This is a genomic window from Jeotgalicoccus marinus DSM 19772 (genome assembly GCF_000425825.1).
GTDB classification, from domain to species: Bacteria; Bacillota; Bacilli; order Staphylococcales; family Salinicoccaceae; genus Jeotgalicoccus; species Jeotgalicoccus marinus.
Genome location: NZ_AUEE01000004.1, coordinates 203,038 through 219,798, shown reverse-complemented (window position 1 = coordinate 219,798; position 16,761 = coordinate 203,038). Strand labels below are relative to the sequence as shown.

17 protein-coding genes and 1 pseudogene are annotated in these 16,761 nt (G+C 37.4%); 17 read left to right on the top strand and 1 reads right to left on the bottom strand.

The features are described 5' to 3' along the window. Positions 1–52: 52 nt before the first annotated feature. The gene (locus H624_RS0102585) at positions 53–319 is read left to right on the top strand and encodes a Veg family protein (RefSeq protein ID WP_026860087.1); all 267 of its coding nucleotides are present in this window, start codon (positions 53–55) and stop codon (positions 317–319) included. A gap of 114 nt (positions 320–433) precedes the next feature. Further along, positions 434–1,006 (top strand): NADPH-dependent FMN reductase, encoded by a 573-nt coding sequence (locus H624_RS0102580; RefSeq protein ID WP_026866197.1) that lies wholly within the window; start codon positions 434–436, stop codon positions 1,004–1,006. A 59-nt stretch (positions 1,007–1,065) separates the two neighbouring features. On the opposite strand, the gene H624_RS0102575 is transcribed toward H624_RS0102580, so the two are convergent. Then, a complete protein-coding gene (locus H624_RS0102575) occupies positions 1,066–1,629 on the bottom strand; it encodes an NADPH-dependent FMN reductase (RefSeq protein WP_026866196.1) in 564 nt (187 codons plus the stop codon). A gap of 174 nt (positions 1,630–1,803) precedes the next feature. Between H624_RS0102575 and H624_RS0102570 the strand changes: the two genes are divergently transcribed. The 15 genes and pseudogenes from H624_RS0102570 to H624_RS0102500 all read left to right on the top strand — a co-directional run bounded on the left by H624_RS0102570 (position 1,804) and on the right by H624_RS0102500 (position 16,690). After that, positions 1,804–2,709 (top strand): LytTR family DNA-binding domain-containing protein, encoded by a 906-nt coding sequence (locus tag H624_RS0102570; RefSeq protein WP_035855742.1) that lies wholly within the window; start codon positions 1,804–1,806, stop codon positions 2,707–2,709. A gap of 18 nt (positions 2,710–2,727) precedes the next feature. Continuing rightward, entirely contained in the window at positions 2,728–3,420 is a 693-nt protein-coding gene (locus H624_RS0102565; protein WP_026866194.1) for a hypothetical protein, read from the top strand. A gap of 172 nt (positions 3,421–3,592) precedes the next feature. Continuing rightward, positions 3,593–4,438, top strand: a complete 846-nt coding sequence (locus tag H624_RS0102560) for an ABC transporter ATP-binding protein (RefSeq protein ID WP_035855739.1) — start codon at positions 3,593–3,595, stop codon at positions 4,436–4,438. Position 4,439: 1 nt separating this feature from the next. Then, positions 4,440–5,141 (top strand): ABC transporter permease, encoded by a 702-nt coding sequence (locus tag H624_RS0102555; RefSeq protein ID WP_026866192.1) that lies wholly within the window; start codon positions 4,440–4,442, stop codon positions 5,139–5,141. 139 nt (positions 5,142–5,280) lie between these two features. After that, entirely contained in the window at positions 5,281–6,126 is an 846-nt protein-coding gene (gene ispE, locus H624_RS0102550; RefSeq protein ID WP_026866191.1) for a 4-(cytidine 5'-diphospho)-2-C-methyl-D-erythritol kinase, read from the top strand. 62 nt (positions 6,127–6,188) lie between these two features. Further along, the gene (gene purR / locus H624_RS0102545; protein WP_026866190.1) at positions 6,189–7,019 is read left to right on the top strand and encodes a pur operon repressor; all 831 of its coding nucleotides are present in this window, start codon (positions 6,189–6,191) and stop codon (positions 7,017–7,019) included. 18 nt (positions 7,020–7,037) lie between these two features. Next, complete coding sequence (locus tag H624_RS0102540) at positions 7,038–7,412, top strand: RidA family protein (protein ID WP_026866189.1); 375 nt, start codon at positions 7,038–7,040, stop codon at positions 7,410–7,412. A gap of 80 nt (positions 7,413–7,492) precedes the next feature. Next, positions 7,493–7,777, top strand: a pseudogene (spoVG, locus tag H624_RS11505) (septation regulator SpoVG); the annotation flags it as partial. A gap of 262 nt (positions 7,778–8,039) precedes the next feature. Beyond that, entirely contained in the window at positions 8,040–9,395 is a 1,356-nt protein-coding gene (gene glmU, locus H624_RS0102530; RefSeq protein ID WP_026866188.1) for a bifunctional UDP-N-acetylglucosamine diphosphorylase/glucosamine-1-phosphate N-acetyltransferase GlmU, read from the top strand. Positions 9,396–9,450: 55 nt separating this feature from the next. Then, positions 9,451–10,392 (top strand): ribose-phosphate diphosphokinase, encoded by a 942-nt coding sequence (locus tag H624_RS0102525; RefSeq protein ID WP_371807501.1) that lies wholly within the window; start codon positions 9,451–9,453, stop codon positions 10,390–10,392. 114 nt (positions 10,393–10,506) lie between these two features. Then, entirely contained in the window at positions 10,507–11,154 is a 648-nt protein-coding gene (locus H624_RS0102520) for a 50S ribosomal protein L25/general stress protein Ctc (RefSeq protein ID WP_026866186.1), read from the top strand. 69 nt (positions 11,155–11,223) lie between these two features. After that, positions 11,224–11,796, top strand: coding sequence for an aminoacyl-tRNA hydrolase (gene pth / locus H624_RS0102515; RefSeq protein WP_026866185.1), 573 nt, complete (start codon positions 11,224–11,226; stop codon positions 11,794–11,796). Continuing rightward, on the top strand, positions 11,789–15,259 hold the full coding sequence (mfd, locus tag H624_RS0102510; RefSeq protein ID WP_026866184.1) for a transcription-repair coupling factor: 3,471 nt from the start codon (positions 11,789–11,791) through the stop codon (positions 15,257–15,259). Before pth ends, mfd begins: the two co-directional genes overlap by 8 nt. Beyond that, the gene (locus H624_RS0102505) at positions 15,256–16,428 is read left to right on the top strand and encodes a MazG nucleotide pyrophosphohydrolase domain-containing protein (RefSeq protein WP_026866183.1); all 1,173 of its coding nucleotides are present in this window, start codon (positions 15,256–15,258) and stop codon (positions 16,426–16,428) included. The genes mfd and H624_RS0102505 overlap by 4 nt, the downstream gene beginning before the upstream one ends. Then, entirely contained in the window at positions 16,418–16,690 is a 273-nt protein-coding gene (locus tag H624_RS0102500; RefSeq protein WP_026866182.1) for an RNA-binding S4 domain-containing protein, read from the top strand. The genes H624_RS0102505 and H624_RS0102500 overlap by 11 nt, the downstream gene beginning before the upstream one ends. Positions 16,691–16,761: the final 71 nt, after the last annotated feature.

Sequence of the window (16,761 nt, the reverse complement as noted above, 5' to 3'; positions counted from 1 at the left end):
TTTGACAAAATTATGTAAACTTGATATAATGAATCTAGTGAGGTGGGGTATAATGCCAAAAACATTAATCGACATCAAAAAGATTCTTGATTGTCAGTTAGGAAATCCATGTGTGCTTCGTGCAAACGGAGGACGCAAGAAGTTGATTGAAAGAAAAGGTATTTTAAGAGAAACATATCCATCGATTTTCGTAGTTGAACTAGATCAAGACGAGCACAATTTCGAACGTGTATCATATACATACACCGACGTTCTAACATCAAATGTAGAAGTAACATTCTATAATGACGATTTTACAGAAGAATTTCTTATTCAATAACATATGACAAACCATCCTTTAGGATGGTTTTTTTAATTTATGAGCTAAATAACTGACTGAATTAGTCTGAATTATATATGATAGGTATAAATGAATGTCTAAGGAGGGCTATAAATGAAAGTGGCCATAGTGAGTGGTTCAGTTGTAGGCAGTAAAACACGAAAGATTACAACTGAAATTAAGGAAAAAATTGATGAGAAGTACAGTGATTATGAAATTTCTTATATAGACTTAAAAGACTATGATATGCCCTATAGTGATGGCAGGAATTATTTAGATTATGATGATTCAACATCCAGTGCTTTAAAACAAATAATGGAAGCGGATGTGGTCTTTATAGGGACACCAATCTTCCAAGCTTCGATACCCGCACCTTTAAAAAACTTATTCGATCTTCTTCCACCAGATGGATTCCGTAATAAGACTGTAGGTATGGTAATTACAGCAGGATCTCAGAGACATTACTTAGTTGCTGAGCAACAACTTAAGCCTATTTTAGCTTATATGAAGGCAAATATTGTACAAGGTTATGTTTATGCTATAGATTCTGACTTTGGTTCTACAGGTGTAGAAAGTGACGATATTCACTACCGAATTGATCGTTTGATTGAAGCGACTTTTAATGAAAGAGAAGCCCAGCGACATGTGTTGAGTAAATATGAAGAACATAGTACAGGGATAGTGTAAGATAAAAAAACGCGTACACCAATAAAGTGTACGCGTTTTAATGTATATAAAGCTTTGACTTATCTAATTGTTTTTAGAGCTTTAGCCCAGTTAGCTGTAGTTGCAATTACTGCTTCGATTGTTGCAGTGTGTACTTCAGCTGGCTTGAAAGTTGACATGTTTTCGAAGTCAGTGAATAGGCTGAATGCGCCGAATGGTCCAACTGTAGCAACGTTGAAGTTTGCTAGGATTTGACGTAGAGATTGTGTAGCAGCAACACCAAGTGTTGAACCGTAACCTACGATACCAGTAGCTTTGTTACCAAATTCAGGTCCTAAGTAGTCAATTTGACTCTTAAGTACAGTTGAAGTAGCTTTGTTGTATTCAGGTGTGATGAAGATGAATCCGTCTAAAGAGTCAATTTTTTGTGACCAACGGTTGATGTCTTCACTTGTGTATTGTTTATTAGCCATTGCTGGTGGCATAGCTTCGTTGAAAAGTGGAAGCTCGTAATCTTTGATGTCTACGATTTCGAATTCTGCATCTAGATTTAATTTATCTGCTTGTTCTTTTACCCATTCTGCAACTTGTAAGTTGACGCGTCCTTCACGTACACTTCCAGTTACAATACCAATTTTAGTCATTTAAAATACCTCCGAGGTGTGTAATTAATATTGAGTTACATTTTGTAACTGATTAATAATATACATTATTTCGAAAGAGAAATAAAGTCTTTTAGCTCAATTATTCAATGAAATTGTAATGATTACGTTTACATGATAAATTTAAATAGATTAATTAGCTTGGAGGGTTATTTAATGGACTTAGAGATTGGTACTGTGATTGGTAAACCAACAGAAGATAAGATTCAACTCGTTAATGGCAAGACTTATGCAGTACAGATGCCCTACGATTATTTTGAGAGGCTATCGAAAGTTGTTAGGGATTCGGATGCCAATGTGTTTACTAATGATATCCCTGTTTATAAACGTATCACTTTCAAAGCTCATATTCATTACTTTAAAAAATGGTATAATAGTCCACTAAAAGTTGATGATTTAATTCAACAATTTAGAATTGAAACGCCTGATGAGAAACTATCAAAACAAAATAAAAACGAGATACAAAAGCTTAATTATATACAAGCTCTGTTAACGGATGAACAGCACATTGTGTTTATTGACCCTTTTTTACATACGATTAACGATAATATTCATCTCTTTCATAAGATGAAGGAACAACTTATAGACCAAAATAAGTCACTGCTTGTGGTAACCTCTCGTTTAGAAGATGCCTTTGTATTACAATCAGACGTTATGAAGATTAATGAGGATGGATTGAAAATTGTAGAAACGTCAGAAAATACAGTTGATGATAAAGAAGTGCAAAATACAAAAATTAAAGTCAAAGCAAATGATAAGACGATTTTTGTGGACATTAGTGATATTGAATTTTTAGAGAGTCAGGATGGTAAGGTCTATATAAATCTAGATGGTGAGAAATTTATGATGGAAACAACCTTACAAAATGCAGAGGATGAGTTGAGCAGTCACGGTTTTTATCGATGTCATCGTTCCTACATCGTCAACTTACATAAGGTGAAGGAGATAATTACATGGTCTAAGAATGCGTACTCTGTGATTATCGATAACCATGAAAAATCTAAAATTCCTTTATCAAGAACGAAGCATAATGAAATTCAAGAGCGTCTCATTACATTATAGGTAGGGTGGCTTATTAAAATGCACAAAATTTATGCAACAATATACCGTGATTTTAAAGAGTACCTTGCAAATTATTCTGTATTTATACTATTTTTAATGCCATTAGGCATGGCACTTATCTACCGTATGATTGGACAAGATGCTGGTGAAACGATACCAAATATCATGGTCTTTATAATTATTGGAACGGTGTTAGCTGCAGTCACAACGAATGTGCCACTTATGTTATTTGCAGATGAAATAGAGCACGGTATGATTCGTATGGTGGTCAAAGATAAAAAGGATCTTTGTTTAATGATCATTGGAAGAAGTGCGCTTGTAATCATAATGTCAGCCCTGTTAATCATTGTCTCACTTGTGATTATTGATCGTATAGACATGTTGTCACTCAGTTTGTCGTTTGGCTTGTTCCTAGCAATGCTAGTATTTTTAGGACTGGGTATACTATTTGGTATTCGCACAAAACTAGAAACAACATCAGCAGTTGCAGGTGTCATTATCTTGTTCTTACTCGGTATGACACCCATAGTTGAGAGCATGGGGCTCACAAATGTGTCGTTTATTAGGTTTTTGGCAGACATCACACCTGTTTACCAATTGATGGCATTACAAAATAACGCTAGTGTAATGCCTATCGTTATTTTGTTGGTATGGCTTGGTATAATAGGGTTCCTTGTCTATAGAAGTTTAGAAATAGATGAAAAAATTTGAGTACAGTTGAGCTTATTTTTGGTACAACTTAGTAAAAATTCATAACAATACAACACTTGAATACCACAACTTAAAATGAAATAGCTACAATTCGCCGCGATCTTATCGCGGCTTTTTTGTATTTCTTTTAAGCTTGAATTACGAACAAGAAAACGAAATTGGAGGTATTAGCATGAGCATTATTAAAGTAAATGACTTAGAGAAGAATTTTGGCAGTGAGCGTGCCTTAAAAGGTGTTTCATTTGAAATGCAGAAAGGGCAAATATTTGGTCTATTAGGTCCAAGTGGTTCTGGTAAAACAACAACAATTAAAGTACTAACGGGAGAATTTGAACCTAATGGTGGAACGGTAATTGTGAATGGCTTTAATCACGAACAATTTGGCAAGAACGATTATGTAAGTAAGTTAGGGATTTTATCGGATAAGAGCTCCTTATATGAGAGATTAACTGTTAAAGACAATTTAGAACTATTTAGAAAATTATACGGCGCACCAAAGGGTTCCGTTGAAAGCGTCCTAAAAGATGTTGGCCTAGCAGATGAAATCGATAAAACTGTATCGAAATTATCTAAAGGTATGAAGCAAAGAATTCTTCTATGTAAGGCAGTGATTCATAAGCCGGATATTCTATTCTTAGATGAACCAACTTCAGCACTAGATCCAACAACGGCAGAAAAGATTCATGAGATGTTAGAAGCTTTAAGAGATGAAGGCACAACAGTCTTACTCACAACACATAATATGGATGAGGCAACGAGACTTTGTGACAATGTTGCCTTTTTATATCAAGGTGTCATCCAAGATTACGGTTCACCAAGTGAGCTCAGACATAAGTACAAGCGTAATGTCGTTCATGTCACGTATAACGACGGATCACAAAAAACGATTGATAAGTCAGCGGACAACGAAGCCCTCTTAAAATCAGTATTACTTGATGAGGCTGCAGTGGATGTCAGAACGGATTTCCCAACCCTCGGTGAAGTGTTCAAAAAAGTAACAGGTAAGGAGTTGTATTAATATGAATATCACTAGAATAATGGCGATTTTTGAAAAAGACCTTAAAGAGTTTATGAAGAATATGATGCTGTTTACTTCGGTGCTAATTCCGATTATCTTAGCTTTTCTATTTACTAACCTAGGCGACGCGACAGGCGGACTACCTGCTGAAACCCTAGCGCTCATCGCAGGAGTCGTATTTTCAGCAGTGACTTTCAGTGCAATCATGACGATGATTGCAGAAGAAAATGAAAAAGACACCTTAAGAGGTCTTTTACAATCACCAGCTACCTTTATGGACATTATCGTAGGTAAGAGCATGGTTATCGGATTGATGACGATTATTTCCTTGGTTGCCTCTATATTTGTAATTGGTCCAACAGATTATTGGACAGGGGAAAATATTGTGAGCCTAATATTACTCGGTGTGTTCTTTATCAACCTAGGTATCGGGATTGGGCTGATTGTGAAATCAGTTGCCACAACATCAGTGTACCTCATACCAATCATGTTCATCTTTGGTTTTACACCCTATATCGAACTACTGGTGACGGACCCAGACAGTATCGCTATAAAAATTGCCGAATACTTCCCCTTATACCAGCATATCTTCATTTTAAACGGTGAAGGTGGAATTAAAGAGTTCATTATCCTTGCCGCTTGGGTCGCAGTCAGTTTCGTAGTGACACTATGGGGCTTCAAAGCAAGAAAATCAGATGATTAATTAATAACTAATATAATTCTAAACAACCCGCACCGTTTCTGGTGAGGGTTGTTTTAATTTACCTCCTTAGATCTTTAAATATATGATAAAATAACGCATATATCGAGACGATTAATAAACTAACAAAGGACATGGAAATATGCACTATGAAACAGCACCTGCAAAAATAAATTTAACACTGGATACGCTATATAAACGTAATGATGGCTATCATGAGGTGAGCATGGTTATGACAACAGTGGATTTGAATGACCACCTGTCCTTTGAAAAAAGGACAGACAAGAGGATAGTCATAGAAACTGACAATCAATTTGTGCCGACTAACAAGCGAAATTTAGCATATCAGGCCGCCGAGCTGATGATGAAGCGATATAACATAAGAACGGGTGTTACGATTCACATTGATAAACACATTCCAATTGCTGCTGGTTTAGCTGGTGGCTCAGCGGATGCGGCAGCGACATTCCGTGGCATGAATGCCTTGTACGAGCTCGGCATCGAACTCGAGACACTAGCTGATTTATCTGCCGAGCTCGGCTCAGATATCCCATTTTGCGTATATGGTGGCACGGCACTTGCAACAGGGCGCGGTGAGATGATTGAGCGACTACCGAGTCCACCACATGGATGGGTTGTTTTAGCCAAGCCCAAAATTAGCGTGTCGACGAAAACAATATACTCAGCCTTAAAACCTGGTAAAAACAAACCAGCATCAAATGAAATGAAAAGAGCTATCATCGATGGAAACTATGATTCAATTATTCGACTCTTGAAAAATGATTTAGAAGAAGTGACGGTCAAAAAGTATCCAGAGGTCAAAAAGCTTGTAGAAAATATGAGAGATTCTGGTGCTGATGGAGCGATGATGAGTGGTAGTGGACCGACGGTATTCGGAATATGTAAAAAAGAAAGACAAGCGAATCACGTATATAATGCGATTAAAGGATGCTGTTCTGAAGTTTATAGAATAAGATTACTCGGCTAAGTATTAAAAACCGAACATATATGTTAGAATTGTTGTCAATAATACGGATTAGGAGTTAAGTTATGAAATTTAAACGCAGTGAACGATTGGTCTATATGACCCAGCATTTAGTTTCACATCCGAACCAATTAATTCCACTCACAACATACGTAGAGAAGTTCAGCCAAGCGAAATCATCAATTAGTGAGGACATAAGAATAATTAAGGATGTAATGGATTCAGAGGGGCTCGGTGTCTTAAAAACCACAGCTGGAGCAAATGGGGGTGCAATGTTTATCCCTAAAATTAGTCTGGAACGTGCTGAAGAGATTATAAAATACTTCAAAAAAGAATTAGAGGAAAGTGAAAGGCTTTTACCAGGTGGTTATTTATACATGTCGGACATCATGGGAGATCCTAAGATGATGAACGATTTCGGGGATTTAATAGCCACGATGTATGGTGATGTTGAAATCGATGCAGTTGTAACGATAGCGACTAAAGGTATCTCCTTGGCTAATGCAGTTGCACGTAAATTGAATGTACCTGTTGCTGTGATTAGAAAGGATAACAAAGTTACAGAAGGGTCAACAGTCTCAATTAACTATGTATCAGGTTCGACACGTAAGATTGAAACGATGGTCTTATCAAAACGCACTCTTAAAGAAGGATCAAATGTACTTGTTGTCGATGACTTTCTTAGAGCTGGCGGATCGATCACAGGCGTTACGAATCTCATGGAGGAGTTCAATGCCACGGTTGCTGGTGTGAGTGTACTTGTTGAAGCAAAGCAAGTTGCGAATCGTCGTTTCAAGGACTATACTTCCTTACTTAAAGTGTCGGAAATTGATGAATACAACGAGTCGTTTGTAGTTGAAGAAGGCAACTGTTTAGATTACATTAAAGATAGATAAACTAGGAGGTCGATATTCATGGAACCAATCAATTCAAATAAAGCACCAGCAGCCGTTGGACCATACAGCCACGGTGTCAAAACAGGCAACTTATTCTACTCATCTGGACAAGTACCACTAACACTTGAGGGGAAGATTGTGTCTGAAGACGTCAAAGAGCAAACGAAGCAAGTCTTAGATAATGTTGGTGGCGTCCTTGAAGCGGCTGAATTATCATACGAAAATGTGGTTAAAACTACTATTTTTATTACTGATATGAACGATTTCGCGTTAATTAATGAAGTTTATGGGACGTACTTTACGGGTAAACTACCAGCAAGATCATGTGTAGAAGTTAGCCGGCTCCCATTAGATGCGAAAGTAGAAATTGAAGTCGTCGCATCATTTGAATAACTGGTTATTTTAGTGGGTTCTTAGTTAGATAAGCGTTTTACACAGAGGATCTAAAACACAAATCTATGGAGGACAAACACATGAAAATAACAGATGTAAGATTACGAAAAGTCAATAATCAAGATACTAGAATGAAAGCGTTAGTATCTGTGACATTTGATGAGGCATTTGTCGTACATGACTTACGCGTCATCGATGGTAATAATGGACTGTTTGTCGCTATGCCGAGTAAACGTACTCCGGACGGCGAATTTAGAGACATTGCTCACCCAATCAACACAGAGATGCGTCAGCATGTACAAGAAGAAGTGATGCGTGTCTATGAAGAAACTGAAGATCCAGCGTCTGAGGATTCAAACGAGGCTGTTGAACCAACAGTGGAATCTGATCCAGCAGAAGACGAAGATAGTACGCTTGAATCAACAGCATCAGAAGAATCTGACGAGAGTTTAAACGAAAGGGTTAATGATGAAAATAGCCCTGAAGTCACTGAAGATACAGCTGACGAAGAAAGATAATAATAATTGGATTTTAGGCCGGGCCATTAGTGTCCGGCCTAAGCTCTGTCTTGAAAGATGTGACAGTCTGAAATATAATTAAAACATCGTATTTAAATGGGGGTTAATTATGCAAGTTAGAGCGATAATCACTGCTGCTGGCACAGGCAAGCGAATGAATTCAAAACAACCGAAAGTATTACACGAAGTTTGTGGAATTCCAATGATTACTAGAGTGATCAATAGTGTGAAAGATGCAGGTGTTTCAGAGATTTACGTTGTTTTAGGTAATGATTCAGAAGCGGTTAAAGCAATCTTACCAGAAGACATTAAAACGGTTGAACAAAAAGAACAGCTCGGTACAGCAGATGCTGTTAAACAGTTAGAGAGTGAGCTCCAAAACCAAGAAGGTGAGACCCTCGTTGTATGTGGCGATACGCCATTAATTAGTCCTAACACGCTCTCGATGTTACAAGGTGAGCATGAACAAACTGGTTTTAAAGCGACAATTTTATCTGCTTATACAGAAAATCCTGGAAGTTTTGGACGTGTCATTCGTAAGGAAAACGGCACAGTAAAAGAAATTTTAGAAGCAGCTGAACTAAGAGAAGAACAAAAAGATATAAAAGAAGTTTCAGCTGGTGTTGCATTATTTAATAATGTTGAGTTGTTTAAGTCTTTAAGAAAAGTAACGAACGATAATGAAGCTGGTGAATATTACCTATCAGATATCATTGGTATTTTAAGTAGCAAGGGTCAACGTGTTGGTGCTTATGTTACTGCTGACCATGAAGAAATTATCGGTGTTGATGATCGTATGCTTCTTGCCGAGGCATCCAGAATACTTAGATTGAGAATTAACCAAGGACATTTAGAAAAAGGTGTTACAATTATCGATCCTCTAAACACATATATCGATGAAAGTGTTAAGATTGGTATGGATACTATTATTTATCCGAATACTGTACTTAAAGGAAACACTGTTATTGGTGAAGGTACGATTATTTCTGCAAACTGTGAGATTTCTAATAGTTTAATCGGTGATGAAGTCGAGATTAAACACTCAGTAGTATCAGATGCTGAAGTCGGTAATCAAACGACTGTTGGTCCGTATGCACAACTTCGTCCAGGGGCCAAACTTGCGTCTACTGTTAAAGTTGGAAACTTTGTAGAAGTGAAGAAAGCAGTCTTAAAAGACGGCGCTAAAGTATCACATCTAAGCTATATTGGGGATGCTGAAATTGGTGAACGTGCAAATATCGGCTGTGGTGCAATCACTGTAAACTATGACGGTGTAAACAAATTTAAAACGACGGTCGGAGATGATGCGTTTATTGGCTGTAATACGAACTTAGTTGCACCGGTTTCTGTAGGAGAACGTTCTATAACTGCAGCAGGATCTACAATTACAGACGATGTTCCAAATGATAGTCTAGCAATCGCAAGAAGTAAGCAAACGACAAAAGACGGCTACTACAAAAAATAATACTTGGAGGATCAAAATGTTAGCTTCTAGCAATCAAAACAAAAGTTCTAACAAAATGAAACTATTTACATTAACAGGTAACGAACCCCTAGCAGCAGAAATCGCTGAGCACATCGGTATTCCACTTGGGAAGTGTACAGTTAATCGTTTCTCTGATGAAGAGGTTCAGGTTAACGTTGAAGAAAGTGTGCGAGGTTGCGATGTTTTTGTAATTCAACCGACAAGTCAGCCGGTAAATGAAAACTTAATGGAATTACTCATCATGATTGATGCCTTAAAACGTGCATCAGCGAATACTATTAATATTGTTATGCCTTACTATGGTTATGCACGCCAAGACAGAAAGAGTCGTGCGCGTGAACCAATCACTGCCAAATTGGTTGCTAATCTTATTGAAACAGCTGGTGCAAACCGTGTGATTTCACTTGACCTACACGCACCACAAATCCAAGGATTTTTCGATATTCCAATCGACCATCTCATGGGTGTACCAATCTTAAGTGATTACTTCTTGGAACATAAAGATATTAATTTAGACGAAGTCGTTATCGTGTCACCAGACCACGGTGGTGTAACGCGTGCACGACGTATGGCAGATCGCCTAAAAGCACCAATTGCCATCATTGATAAACGACGTCCGCGTCCGAATGTCGCAGAAGTGATGAATATTGTTGGTGAAATTGATGGTAAGACAGCTATCATTATTGATGACATTATTGATACTGGTGGTACGATTAAAATTGCTGCACAAGCACTCGTAGACAAAGGTGCGAAAAATGTTTACGCTTGTTGTACACATCCAGTACTTTCTGGACCTGCAGTTGAACGAATTGAAGAGTCAGTTATCAAAGAGTTAGTTGTCACAAATTCAATTCAATTACCAGAAGAAAAGAAAATTGAGAAAGTGACTGAACTGTCTGTAGGTGAACTGCTTGCACAAGCAATTGTCAGAGTACATGAGCAAGAATCCGTAAGTATTTTATTCGACCAAACGTGATAATTTAACATATTTTTTACAAAACAGTGTGTTTTGTGGTATTATAATGCGTGGCTATGTGTTAGGATAGGCGTTATTATAAATTGCTTTATTTGATGAAAGGTGGAAATAACTATGGCTAAATTAGCCTCAAGCTCTAGAGCTGAAAATTCTAAGAAATCTGAACTGAACGAGCTCCGTTACAATGGACAAGTTCCAGCAGTCGTATATGGCTATGAAACTGAAAGTACTTCAGTATCAGTTGATGAAGTTGAATTCATCAAACTAATCCGTGAAGTTGGACGTAACGGCGTTATCGATCTTGAATTAGAAAACGGTACAAAACAAGTAATGGTAAGTGACTATCAGTTTGATTCACTTAAAAACCAAATTTTACACATCGACTTCATTGCAATTAACATGCAAACTGAAGTGACTGTTGATGTTCAAATCGAATTAACTGGTGAGGCACCAGGGCAAAAAGAAGGCGGCGTAATCGAGCAGCCATTATTTGAAGTTTCTGTAACTGCTAAACCAGCTGACATTCCTGAAACTATCGAAGTTGATATTTCAGAACTTAACATTGGTGATGCAATTCACGTTGCAGACATCCGTGAAAAAGGTAACTTCGTAATCGAAAACGAAGACGAAGACTCACTAATTATTATTAGTGCGCCAACTGAAGAACCGGATGAAGACGAAGAAGTTTCTGAAGAAGAAGAAACTGAAGTTGAAGCAACTGAACAAAAAGATGAAGAAGACTCTGAAAAAGAAGAAGAGTAATCTTGAACATTTTAAACACAACGGCGGTGGGCTTTCCATCGCCTTTTTTAACGTTTATGAGGTGACGAAATGAAATGTATTATTGGCCTGGGGAATCCAGGTGCTAAATATGAAAAAACGAGGCACAACATAGGCTTTATGGCGATTGATCAACTACAAGAAGACCTTGGTCTAGCCTTAGATCAGCAGAAATTTAAGTGTCACTTTGGAACAGGTGTACTCAACGGTGAAAAGATTATGCTGGTTAAGCCACAAACGTTTATGAACCTATCTGGAGAAGGTGTGCGACCACTTGTGGATTACTATAATATCGAATTATCTGATATTGTTGTAATTTATGATGATCTTGACCTACCTCTTGGTCGTATAAGATTGCGTCAAAAAGGTAGCGGTGGTGGACATAACGGTATCAAGTCTCTGAATCAACATCTAGGTGGCGAAAAGTACAATCGTATACGCCTTGGTATAGATCGTCCAACTGATAGTACGCCAATCACACGTTATGTCTTAGGTAAGTTTAGTAAGGTAGATGAAGATACTTTACAAAAAGTTTTAGAAGTGTCATCTGAAGCGTGTCAAAGCTTTGTTTCAAATGACTTCCTAGATGTAATGAATAAGTATAATGGTGATGTGAATGCATAATAAAATTAGCGATCGCATCTTAAATGATGAACGCGTCCAGAGCATCATTTCATTCAATGATGATAAAAACCTGCTTGTCACTGGAATAAATGATGACTTTAAACCAATCTTACTCAAAGAACTGACAGAAAACTCAGAGCGTGCCAATGTGGTCTTTGTTGAAAATAACCACCACATGGAAAAGCTCGCAAATAGCATGATGGACGTTATGGATGAAGTGTATACCTTCCCAGTTGGTGACATCATGATTGAAAACATGTCTAAACAAAGCCCTGATTTTATGAAGGCAAGAATGTCGACCTTATCGGCCTTGCTACATGAGAAGCCAGGGTTATTTATCGTGCCTATACATGCCTTATTAAAACCGTTGATGCCTAAAGAAAAATTGTTAGCTTATGAAAAAACATTAGAGTTAGGAAGCACACTTGATTACGATGAATTTCTCGAGTTCTTAGTTAGTTTAGGATATAAACGTATGAATCAGGCCTCTAATTTCGGAGAATTTGCAGTTCGAGGGGATATTATTGATATCTATATGCATGATTTATTTCTTCGTGTAGAGCTATTTGACGATGAGATTGATTCACTGCGTCTTTTGGATCCAGAGACTCAACGTTCTTTAGAAAATATTGAATCAGTGAAAATTGAACCCTATGCTGAATATATTGTTGATCCGAGTGAACGTGTGGAATTGATAGAGAAAATTGACACCTTATATCAGGAGACTTCTGAAGGCTTACAGGCTGTCGCTAAAGAGTCATTAGATGAATATTATGACAAGGTGACACATCCTGATTTACTTGTAGAACACTTAAATCAATTCGCTCATCTCTTAGATGATCATGATCAATCGCTCCTAGATTATATGACCGATAAGCATAGAGTGTTTGCAGATGATATCAATGCAATTAAATCAGCTTATGATGCAGAGTTTGAAGCGGTGAATAATTACTTTAGTTCTGTCTTAGAAGCAGGACAAATGTTTAAAGGTGCGGCCAACTATTTAGAGCATCAGTATGATAGATTGCTAAACCTAAATGGTGTTACTTACTTTAATTTATTTATGAAAAGTATGCCTGTGTCCATTGGAGAAATGATTAAAATTTCTGTTAAACCAGCAGAAATCTACTATGGGCAGTATGACATTCTTGCGTCGAATTTAAATAAGATGTTGGACAATGACTATCTCATCAATATTATTTTAAGAGACGAAGATGAGCTTAATAAAACAAAGCAACTTCTTGAAGACCTAAAAATTCAAAGCTATATTGAAAATATACCGAGTGATTCAGGTATTGTCTTAACGACGGGTGCTATAGAATCTGGTTTTATCCTGCCTTACATGAGTGCAGCTATTTTAACTTCTAAAGAATTGTATAACAAAGTACAAAAACGTAAAAAACGTAATAAGAAGTTATCTAACGCAGAGAAAATTAAATCTTATCAGGAATTAAACCCTGGTGATTATATCGTCCATGTTCATCACGGTGTCGGTCGATATCTAGGCATTGAAACCCTTGAAGTTAGCGGCATTCATAATGACTATATGAAGTTGCAGTACAAAGGGACAGACCAGCTGTATATTCCTGTGGATCAGATGGACCTGGTGCAAAAATATGTGGCAAGTGATGACGGCCAACCTAAGATGCATAAACTTGGTGGTGTTGAATGGAAACGGACTAAGGCGAAGGTTCAGCAAAATGTTAATGATATCGCAGAAGAACTGATTCGACTCTATCAAGAACGTGCGATGTCTGAAGGGTTTAAGTATAGTCCAGATACAGAGATGCAAGAGGCTTTCGAAGCACGTTTCCCTTATGAACCAACGCCTGACCAACTAGCGAGTATCCGTGAAATTAAAAATGACATGGAAGATAGTAAGCCTATGGATCGACTGCTTTGTGGTGATGTCGGTTACGGAAAAACCGAAGTAGCAATTCGTGCAGCATTTAAAGCGGTTCAAGATGGCAAACAAGTCGCATTTTTAGTGCCGACAACCATACTCGCAGCCCAGCACTTTGAAAGCTTAATCGAAAGAATTGAGGATTACCCTGTGAATGTGGCGATGATGTCTCGCTTTAGAACGGCAAAAGAAAATAGAGAGACTGCTGTAGGACTTAAAGAAGGAAAGATTGATATCGTCGTGGGTACGCATAAAATTTTAGGTAAATCAATTGAGTATAAAGATCTCGGTCTTTTAATTGTCGATGAGGAGCAAAGGTTTGGAGTTAAGCATAAAGAAGCGATTAAACAGTTGAAAAATAATGTAGATGTCTTAACTTTAACAGCAACACCAATTCCAAGAACCTTACACATGAGTTTAACGGGTGTAAGAGACCTTTCTGTCATAGAAACGCCACCAGAAAATAGATTTCCAGTTCAAACCTATGTTTTAGAATACAATGGAAACTTTGTTAAAGAAGCGATTGAAAGGGAACTTGCTAGAAACGGGCAGGTCTTTTACCTCCACAATAGTGTTGCGACAATCTATAACAAACAGGCACACGTAGAAATGTTAGTACCAGACGCTGCAGTAGGTGTCATGCATGCACAGATGACTGAAAAGCAAATTGAAGAGACCATGCTTGCCTTTGTTAATGGTGAGTATGATGTTATCGTCACCACGACTATCATTGAAACCGGGGTAGATGTTCCGAATGCCAATACGCTAATTATTGAAGATGCAGACCGTTTTGGTTTGAGTCAACTTTACCAATTACGCGGGCGCGTTGGTCGTAGTAATCGTATCTCTTATGCATACTTATTCCATCAACCGAATAAGGTGTTAACAGAAGTAGCAGAAAAACGATTAGAAGCGATTAAGGAATACACTGAACTTGGATCCGGCTTTAAGATTGCCATGCGTGATTTGAATATACGCGGAGCGGGTAATTTACTTGGTAAGAATCAGTCAGGCTTTATAGATTCAGTTGGTTATGAGATGTATAGTGATATGTTAGAAAGTGCAGTAAAAGAAAAACAGGGTGTTGAAAAAGAAGAAGAACCGGTTAATATTCCAATTAATATCGAAGCAGATGCTTATATTCCGGCAACATATATTACCCATGAGCAATCTAAGATTGATATTTACAAGCGTCTTAGAAAAGCAAATTCTCTAGAGACTCTGAGAGATATAGAAGATGAACTCATCGACCGTTTTGGTGAGTATCCAACAGAAGTACAAACATTAATTGACTTAGTTAAAGTTAAAATATATGCACTTCTATATGGTATCTATAAAGTATCTGAGGATGCACGTCACTTCTATCTTAATGTATCTCAATCTGCAACAGCAGAAATCAATGGTGAAAAATTATTTGAAGACACTCAAGCGTTTAGTAGAATCTTGAAGATTTCAGTCAAGAGTGGAGAAATCAACCTAACCATACGCTCGAAACAACTTAAAGATTTAGTCTCAGTAATGGCAGCAATACAAGAGAGTAGAATGGAGGGTGTGTCATGAACACAATCACAGTAATCGGGCTTGGTACATCTGATATCGATAAAATGCCCTTAGGTGTTTACAAATCACTATTAGCAGAAGAAAAAATTTATCTGAGAACCATGGACCATCCAGCAGTGTCACTTTTAAAAGATAGTGATATAAAATTAATCAGTTTTGATGAATATTATGAGGCATCTGAAACTTTCGAAGCAGTGTATGAACGTATCGTTGATACCTTAGTGAAGGATGCTCAGCATGGTAATCTCACCTATGCTGTACCAGGGCATCCAATGTTTTACGAGACGACGACTGAACTGCTATTAGACAGAAAGCGAAAAGGTGAAGTCAACGTCGAGATTAAAGGTGGTCAGAGTTTTATAGATGAAGTGATAAGTGCATTAAATATTCCAGTAAATGAGAACTTTCAGTTGTTAGACGGAACGAATTTGTCCTTAAAAGACTTAGATTACCAAAAGCACACACTGATTACTCAAGTGTATAATCAATTGTCTGTGAGTGAAGTGAAGGTGACACTCCTAGATTATTATCACTACGATGCCAAAGCTTACCTTGTAGACAAGGCTGGCAGTGAAGATGAGCATATTATAGAAACGACTATCGCGGAAATTGATCATCATGTACCAGACTCAAACTTAATGTGTATGTTTGTTCCAAAACAAGATGATATTCGATATGCGGATAGAACAATCACGCATATGGTAGATGTGTTTGACCAGCTAGTATCGGAAGATGGTTGTCCGTGGGATAAAGAACAGACCCATGAATCACTTGAACGATTCTTGTTAGAAGAATCGTATGAGGTCATTGAAGCAATAGAGCATGAAGATGATGAAGGTATTGTAGAAGAACTTGGAGACATCCTTCTACAAGTCGCCTTGCATTCAGCAATAGGTAAAAAAGATGGCTACTTTGATTTCTATGATGTTCTAGCTGCCTTAAATCAAAAAGTAGTTAGACGTCATCCACATGTTTTTGGCGATGAGTCAGTGGAGTCAATGGAAGATTTAAATAAGGTGTGGCAAGAAGCGAAAAGAGCCGAAGGTAAGAAAGAAAAAATTAAGCATGAAAAAGAATATGCAACGACAATGCTTGCATGGATGAAAGAAACCATCCATTCAGATACCCCACTAAAAACCTTGCTAAAGGATGATGTAGATGAGACTTGATAAATTTTTAAAAGTATCAAGGATAATTAAAAGACGTACACTTGCAAAAGAGATTAGTGATGATGGTCGTATCGAAGTCAATGGACGTATGGCAAAAGCAGGTACTGACTTATCAGTTGGAGATCACTTAGTCATCAAATTTGGACGTAGTATTGTCACTTATGAAGTGATGCAATTAAACGATACAACAAAAAAAGAAGATGCAGAAAGAATGTATAAAGTATTAAAAGAAGAAAAAATTGAAAAAGAAACAGAATTTTAATAGAAACCAAAGCTCATTTGATGTATCTTGTATATAAAGGATAATGTACAAAACGATGGGAGAGGTGTGAC